Below are 6611 nucleotides of genomic sequence, written 5' to 3'. Positions count from 1 at the left end.
GGGGTGGGGATGTGGGGGTGTGTGGGGGGGGGGGTGGGGGGGGGGGGGGGGCGGGGGGGACGAGTGGCGGGGGGGGGGGGGGGGGGGGGGGGATCATGGACAACGCACACCACGACGAGCCGACGGCGGCCGCGGCGGCGGCGCCAGAATCGGCGGTGGGCTCGAAACCCGAGCTCGGAGATGCGCCGCTGGCGGCGGCTGATGACCACGCGCCCACGAGTGCGAGCGCAGGGGGCGCGGCTGCTGTCCCGTCGACTGGTCCGGCGTCGTCAGAGCCTGCGACGGCGGCGTCCGGGCCGGCCGCGGTGATCGGCGAGGATGGCGGTGCGATGGCTTCCGCACCACCGCCCCCCGCGCCTGCGCCGGCTCCCGCGCCGACGCCCGCCAAGCCGACGCTGACGCTGTCTGCCGTCGTCCCGCCGAAGCCGCCGGTGACGGCGCCGCTGCCGTTGACGGCAGTGGCGCCGGGGGTGGCCGTTCGGTTCACCGTCAGCTCGACGCTCCCGATCACCGCGCCTGCTCTGAAGTCGGGCAGCGTACCGATCGAGGCGACCTTCGTGAATGCGGAGCGGGCAGCCCGTGCGACCGAGTGGGTCGCGAACGTCACCTTCGCGACACAGCCGGCCAACGATGTGTACGCGACCGCCGGCGAGGGAGCGGACGCGGTCATGTCTCCGGCGATGAGAGTGACGGTCGGGGCGCCGTCCCCGGCACCTCCGGGAAACGGCGCGGGAGGCGTCGCAGGACCCGCCGAAGTGGCCGTGGGCGAGTACGACGCCGACTTCGCCCGGCGCACGGGTGCCGTCTTCCGTGGGCTCGCGTACCTGTTCGCCGGACTGGCGGCCTGGATGCTGCTGTGGATCCTGCCGATGGGAGGTCTCGCCGACGAGGCGACCGACATCACCGACAGGGTCGTCGCCGCGGCGAGCACGATCGCTTTGGCGGTGGGTGTCATCGCGATCCTGGCGGGGGTCTGGATGGCACTGCTCGAGGCGAGAGGCCGACAGCGGGCTCGCGTCGCTCTCGCCGAAGGCGGCTTTCGGGGCGCCGGCGGTGGACTTGGAATGAGCATCGCTGATGTCGAGAAGCTCGCCGCAGCTCTGAGCAAGGTGCGCGGCACCATCGCCGCCTTCGTCATCGGCGTGCTGCTCATCGTGCTCGGACTGGCGGCTCTCACCGTCGATCAGCTCGTTCCGGATCCTGCAGCGACGACCCAGACCGAGGAGCCAGAACAGACGGGCGACGACGAGCCATGAGCGAGGTGCATGCGGTGCTGATCGGCGTCGCCGAACCGGCGCCGGTGCGATGGTCGGATCAGCTCGCCACTTTCGTCGCGGCATCGGAGCCGTTCCTCGACAGCGACTACAGATTCGCGACGCTGGGCGGCGTGCACGAGGACCTCGACACCTACACCCGGATGATCGTGGACGAGGTGCCGGACGCCGTCATCTCGCGCCTCGAGGGGACGGAAGAAGCAACGCTGGCGAGCGTCACCGCCGAGCTCGAGAGGCATGTTCGTCCCGATACGCCCTGCAGCTGCTCCGCGCTCGTGATCGTCCTCGTGGGGCACGGATTCCAGGTGCAGACATGGGATGCCAGCGAGCCCGACCGCCTGGACGAATTGTTCGCCCTCGCCGACCTGCCTCTCATCGACGACTGGTGGGTGCCGTTCTGGCGCGCCGCGCGCCGCGATCTCACGGCCACCATCATCGTCGACTCCTGCCATTCGGAGACGATCGTGCGAGGCCTGTTCGTTCCCGACCCCGTCATCGTTCGCGAAACGGTGAGCGATGGCCCCCGTCGGCTCATCATCTCTGCGTCGATGGATGCTCAGCTTGCCCGCGAGTTCTCCATCGGCGGCCGGGTGCAGGGCGTGCTCACACGCGAGCTCGCGCAGGCGTGGGCGTCGCCGCCGAACCGCGCCAGTTACGAGGCCTGGTTCGTCTACGCGGCTCCGTTCGTGAATCAGACGATGACGCAGACAGCTGTGTTGAGGATCATCGATCCTCAACAGACGATTCAGCTCGCCCGACCTTTCACAGCGTGAGGCCTTTGGGCCCCCCGACTACACGCGGATGTCGTCGATGTGGTCGCGGTACCAGGCGACGGTGCGGTCCAGGCCGTCTGCGAGGCTGATCTTCGACGTCCAGCCGGCGTCGGCGAGCTTGGAGACGTCGAGCAGCTTCTGCGGGGTGCCATCGGGCTTGCTGGTGTCCCACTCAGTCTCGCCCTCGAAGCCGACCACGCCGGCGATGGTCTCGGCGATCTCGCGGATGGTGACGTCCGAGCCGGTGCCGACGTTGACCTGCTCGGGCCCGTCATAGTGCTCCAGCAGGTGGAGCACGGCATCCGCCATGTCGTCCGAATGCAGGAATTCGCGGCGGGGCGTGCCGGTGCCCCAGTTCGTCACTGCGGCCGCGCCGGACTTGGCGGCCTCGTCGTAGCGGCGGATCAGCGCGGGCAGCACGTGCGAGCCCTGCGGGGAGAAGTTGTCGTTCGGCCCGTACAGGTTGGTGGGCATCGCAGAGATCCACGGCAGCCCGTACTGGCGTCGCACCGCCTGCACGTTCAGGATGCCGGCGATCTTCGCGATCGCATAGGCGTCGTTGGTGGGCTCGAGGTGCCCGGTGAGCAAGGAGTCCTCGCGGATCGGCTGCTCCGCGAACTTCGGGTAGATGCACGACGACCCGAGGAAGGCGACTCGTTCGACGTCGTTCGCTAGTGCCGCGTCGAGCACGTTCGACTGGATGCGGAGATTGTCGCTGAGGAAGTCGACCGGGTAGGTGCTGTTCGCAAGGATGCCGCCGACCTTCGCCGCGGCGAGCACGAGGTATCGCGGCTTGATGTCGGACATGTAGGCGAAGACCGCGTCACGGTTCTTCAGGTCGAGTTCGGCCGACCTCTTGCCGACGACGTCGGTGAAGCCCTCGCCTTTCAGCCTCCGGACGATGGCTGAACCCACGAGCCCGCGATGGCCTGCCACGTAGAAGGTGGCGTCCCGGTCGAGCTGCGCCGGGACGTACTGCACGGTGTCTGTCGCTGTCGTCACTTGCCGACCAGTGATGGCTCGGATGTCCAGGAGACCAGGTTGACGGAGTCGATCCACTCCGGGCGCTTGTCCAGCGCCTCCACATCGGCGTCGACCATCAACTCGGCGACGGAGATTCCGTCCAGTGAGGTCTTCCAGCCGAGCTTGTCGTGGGCCTTCGTGGGGTCGCCGATGAGTGCATCCACCTCTGTCGGTCGCAGGTACCGCTCGTCGAATTTGACGAACTGCTGCCAGTCCAGGCCGACGTGGCCGAATGCCGCCTCGAGGAAGTCTCGGATCGTGTAGCCGATGCCCGTGGCGAGCACGAAGTCCTCCGGCTCTTCGACCTGCAGCATCCGCCACATCCCTTCGACGTACTCCGCCGCATACCCCCAGTCTCTGATGGAGTCCAGATTGCCGAGATAGAGATCCTTCTGCTCGCCCGCTTGGATCCTGGCGACCGCGCGGGTGATCTTGCGCGTGACGAAGGTTTCGCCACGACGCGGTGACTCGTGATTGAAGAGGATGCCGTTCACCGCGAACAGGTCGTAGGCCTCCCGGTAGTTCTTCGTGATCCAGAAGCTGTAGAGCTTGGCCGCGGCGTAGGGCGAGCGTGGATAGAAAGGCGACTCCTCGTTCTGGGGTGGAGGGGTGGCTCCGTAGAGCTCAGACGTGGAGGCCTGGTAGAACTTCGTGTCGATGCCCGAAAGCCGCACCGCTTCGAGCAGACGGATCGTGCCGATGCCCGTGGTGTCGGCGGTATGCACGGGCTCATCGAACGACACCCTCACATGTGACTGAGCAGCCAGGTTGTAGACCTCGTCCGGATGGATCTTCATGAGCAGAGTCACCAGGCCCGCCCCGTCGCTGAGATCCCCATAGTGAAGGAACAGCCTGGCGCTCGGGTCGTGCGGATCGACGTAGAGATGGTCGATGCGATGCGTGTTGAAGGTCGACGCACGGCGTATGAGACCGTGGACCTCGTAGCCCTTTCCGAGCAGCAGCTCGGCGAGGTAAGAGCCGTCCTGACCGGTGATACCGGTGATGAGTGCACGCTTCACGTCGTACTCCGTCCCCCAGCGACTCGCGGAGGCCGTACGGCGGTCTCCGCGCAAGTCACGGAATCCGCGACGCCGGCAGCCAGGCTCGGTGAACCTGTCGGGAGCTGTCCCATCGTCGAGAACAGTGCGACGATACCGCAGTCCGCGCGGCGAGAATAGGCCTCTCGTCAGGCGCTCTCGCGACCGTCGCCTGGGCGCTCGCCCCAGCGGCGGTCGCGAGAGCGACGCTGCCTGGGTGCTACGGGCGTCCCATGCCGTAGTACGTCCACCCGGCGGCGCGCCAGGCGGCGGCATCCCATCCGTTGCGTCCGTCGATGACGACGCGGCCCGATGTGAGCGACGACGCGTGTTCGGGGGTCAGATCGCGGCGGTACTCGTCCCATTCGGTGACGAGCACGATGGCGTCGGCCTCACGGAGCGCTTCGTCGCGGTCGGCGACGTAGTTCAGCTGCGGGTGCAGGCGCTGGGCGTTCTCGATGGCGGCGGGGTCGGTGATGGTGACCCAGGCTCCGAGGCCGTGCAGGCGGATGGCGACATCGAGGGCGGGGGAGTCGCGGATGTCGTCGCTGTAGGGCTTGAAGGCGGCGCCGAGCAGGGTGACGTTCTTCTTGAACACCGAGCCGCCGAACGCGTTGATGACGAGATCGACCGCGCGGTCGCGGCGGCGGAGGTTGATCGCGTCGACCTCGCGGAGGAAGGCGACGGATTCGCCGCGGCCGAGCTCCTCGGCGCGGGCGGAGAACGCGCGGATGTCCTTCGGCAGGCAGCCGCCGCCGAACCCGATGCCGGCGCCGAGGAAGCGGCGGCCGATCCGCACGTCGTGCCCGATCGCGTCGGCCAGCTGGGTGACGTCGGCTCCGGTGACCTCGGCGATCTCGGCCATCGCGTTGATGAACGAGATCTTGGTGGCGAGGAAGGCGTTGGCGGCGACCTTGACGAGCTCGGCGGTGGCGCGGTCGGTGACGATGAACGGTGTGCTCTTCGCGACGGCCGGGTGGTAGACCTCGCGCAGGATGTCGGCGGCCCGTTCGCCGTCGTCGCCGGGGTCGACGCCCACCACGAGGCGATCCGGATCGATCGTGTCCTTGACGGCGTAGCCCTCGCGCAGGAATTCGGGGTTCCAGACCAGCGTCGCGCCGGTCGCCTCGATGCGCGGCGCGAGGTCTGCCGCCGTGCCTACGGGCACCGTCGACTTGCCTGCGACGACGTCGCCGGCAGACAGATAGGGGAGCAGGCCGTCGACCGCCGCGTTCACGTAGGTGAGGTCGGCGGCGTAGCCGTCCTTCTGCTGCGGGGTGCCGACGCCGATGAAGTGCACTGTCGCGCCGGCGGCCTCGGCCATGTCGGTCGTGAACTTCAGGCGGCCCGACTCGACGCCGGCCGTGAGCAGTTCCTGCAGGTCGGGCTCGAAGAAGGGAGCCTCGCCGCGTGAGAGGGCGTCGACCTTCCGCCGATCGACGTCGATGCCGACCACGTCGTGACCGATGGACGCCATAGCGGCCGCATGCACGGCTCCGAGGTAGCCGCAGCCGATGACAGACAAGCGCATGACAGTGCCCCTTCCAGGGATGGGACTAGGCCGTCGTCCGGACGGACGACGGGGGACGGGAAGGGGCAGCAGCGACCCAGCTGACAGCGATCCTCGCATGAGGAACTCCCGATGCAGGAGTCAGCACACCGCGAACGGCGTCGTTGCGACGCAGGTCGGCGACCGCGAGCTGGCGGAAATCCAGTGCGAGACCCGCACCGACCGCCTTGGCGTAGGACTCCTTCACCGCCCACAGCTGGGTGAGCCAGGCCCTCCGGCCTGCTGCCTCCAGGCCGTCGGCGTGGCGGCGCTCCGCCGGCGTGCAGAGGCGCCGCACCAGCGCCGGCTGGTCGAACACCGGCGCGACGAGCTCGATGTCCACTCCGATGAGGCCGTGCTCGACGACGCCGACCACGAGCCGGTCACCCGCGTGGGCGATGCTGACGTCCAGCGTCGAGCCCTCGAGTCGCGGCTTGACGCCGCGCGGAGTCGCCTCGAACCCCCGCCAGGCGCGCCGCAGGCGCACGGTGACGATGTCGCGCACCCACCTCCTCGCGGTCAGGTACGACGGGAGTCGTGATTCGGGTAGCGAACCGAGGGCTGCGGCATCCGCCCCGAGCAGGTGCGCGGCGTCCTCGGGGTCGTGATCGAGGTCGTCGCGCGCGGGAATGCGACCCATCACGACGTGCACCCCTCGCGCCGAGACGAGGCTTCGACGCGCGCCGGTCGCGGGGTCATTCGTCGACACGCTGGCGGATTCCCTCGGCGAGCTCGCGAATGGTGGGGTGGTCCCACACGATGGTCGGGTCGACCTCGAGCTCGAACTCGTCCTCGATGTCTCCGCAGAGCGTGAGGGCGTAGACCGAGTCGAGCCCGAGTTCGGCGAGCGGCGTGTCGACGGTGAAGTCGTCGGCCTGCATCTTGCCGTAGGCGACGACGCGTCCGACGAGCCACTGCTCGATCTCGGTGGCGGTCAGTTGTGTGGGCATGGTGT

7 protein-coding genes are annotated in these 6611 nt (G+C 68.6%); 2 read left to right on the top strand and 5 right to left on the bottom strand.

Annotation, left to right across the window (positions count from 1 at the left end):
• Positions 1-329: 329 nt before the first annotated feature.
• A complete protein-coding gene (locus tag B2K11_RS19535) occupies positions 330-1256 on the top strand; it encodes a hypothetical protein (protein ID WP_163620741.1) in 927 nt (308 codons plus the stop codon).
• Complete coding sequence (locus B2K11_RS19530) at positions 1253-2047, top strand: caspase family protein (protein WP_163620764.1); 795 nt, start codon at positions 1253-1255, stop codon at positions 2045-2047. The genes B2K11_RS19535 and B2K11_RS19530 overlap by 4 nt, the downstream gene beginning before the upstream one ends.
• A gap of 18 nt (positions 2048-2065) precedes the next feature.
• On the opposite strand, the gene B2K11_RS19525 is transcribed toward B2K11_RS19530, so the two are convergent.
• From B2K11_RS19525 to B2K11_RS19505, 5 genes are all read right to left on the bottom strand, one after another.
• A complete protein-coding gene (locus tag B2K11_RS19525; RefSeq protein WP_204260204.1) occupies positions 2066-3049 on the bottom strand; it encodes a GDP-L-fucose synthase in 984 nt (327 codons plus the stop codon).
• Positions 3046-4089 (bottom strand): GDP-mannose 4,6-dehydratase, encoded by a 1044-nt coding sequence (gmd, locus tag B2K11_RS19520; protein WP_163620763.1) that lies wholly within the window; start codon positions 4087-4089, stop codon positions 3046-3048. Before gmd ends, B2K11_RS19525 begins: the two co-directional genes overlap by 4 nt.
• A 238-nt stretch (positions 4090-4327) precedes the next feature.
• A complete protein-coding gene (locus B2K11_RS19515; protein ID WP_163620762.1) occupies positions 4328-5638 on the bottom strand; it encodes a UDP-glucose/GDP-mannose dehydrogenase family protein in 1311 nt (436 codons plus the stop codon).
• Between the two features lie 25 nt (positions 5639-5663).
• Positions 5664-6365, bottom strand: coding sequence for a 4'-phosphopantetheinyl transferase superfamily protein (locus tag B2K11_RS19510; protein WP_163620761.1), 702 nt, complete (start codon positions 6363-6365; stop codon positions 5664-5666).
• Complete coding sequence (locus tag B2K11_RS19505; protein ID WP_163620760.1) at positions 6352-6606, bottom strand: acyl carrier protein; 255 nt, start codon at positions 6604-6606, stop codon at positions 6352-6354. Before B2K11_RS19505 ends, B2K11_RS19510 begins: the two co-directional genes overlap by 14 nt.
• Positions 6607-6611 lie beyond the last annotated feature (5 nt).

This window comes from Microbacterium sp. B35-30 (assembly GCF_010634855.1).
Taxonomy (GTDB): Bacteria; Actinomycetota; Actinomycetes; order Actinomycetales; family Microbacteriaceae; genus Microbacterium.
The sequence above is the reverse complement of the archived record's forward strand: the minus strand, read 5'-3'. Positions and strand labels throughout refer to the sequence as shown.

Excerpts from the sequence above, each read along its gene's own strand:
- B2K11_RS19535 (WP_163620741.1), top strand. The coding sequence starts at position 330 with ATGGCTTCCGCACCACCGCCCCCCGCGCCTGCGCCGGCTCCCGCGCCG.
- B2K11_RS19530 (WP_163620764.1), top strand. The coding sequence starts at position 1,253 with ATGAGCGAGGTGCATGCGGTGCTGATCGGCGTCGCCGAACCGGCGCCG.
- B2K11_RS19515 (WP_163620762.1), bottom strand. The coding sequence starts at position 5,638 with ATGCGCTTGTCTGTCATCGGCTGCGGCTACCTCGGAGCCGTGCATGCG.
- B2K11_RS19505 (WP_163620760.1), bottom strand. The coding sequence starts at position 6,606 with ATGCCCACACAACTGACCGCCACCGAGATCGAGCAGTGGCTCGTCGGA.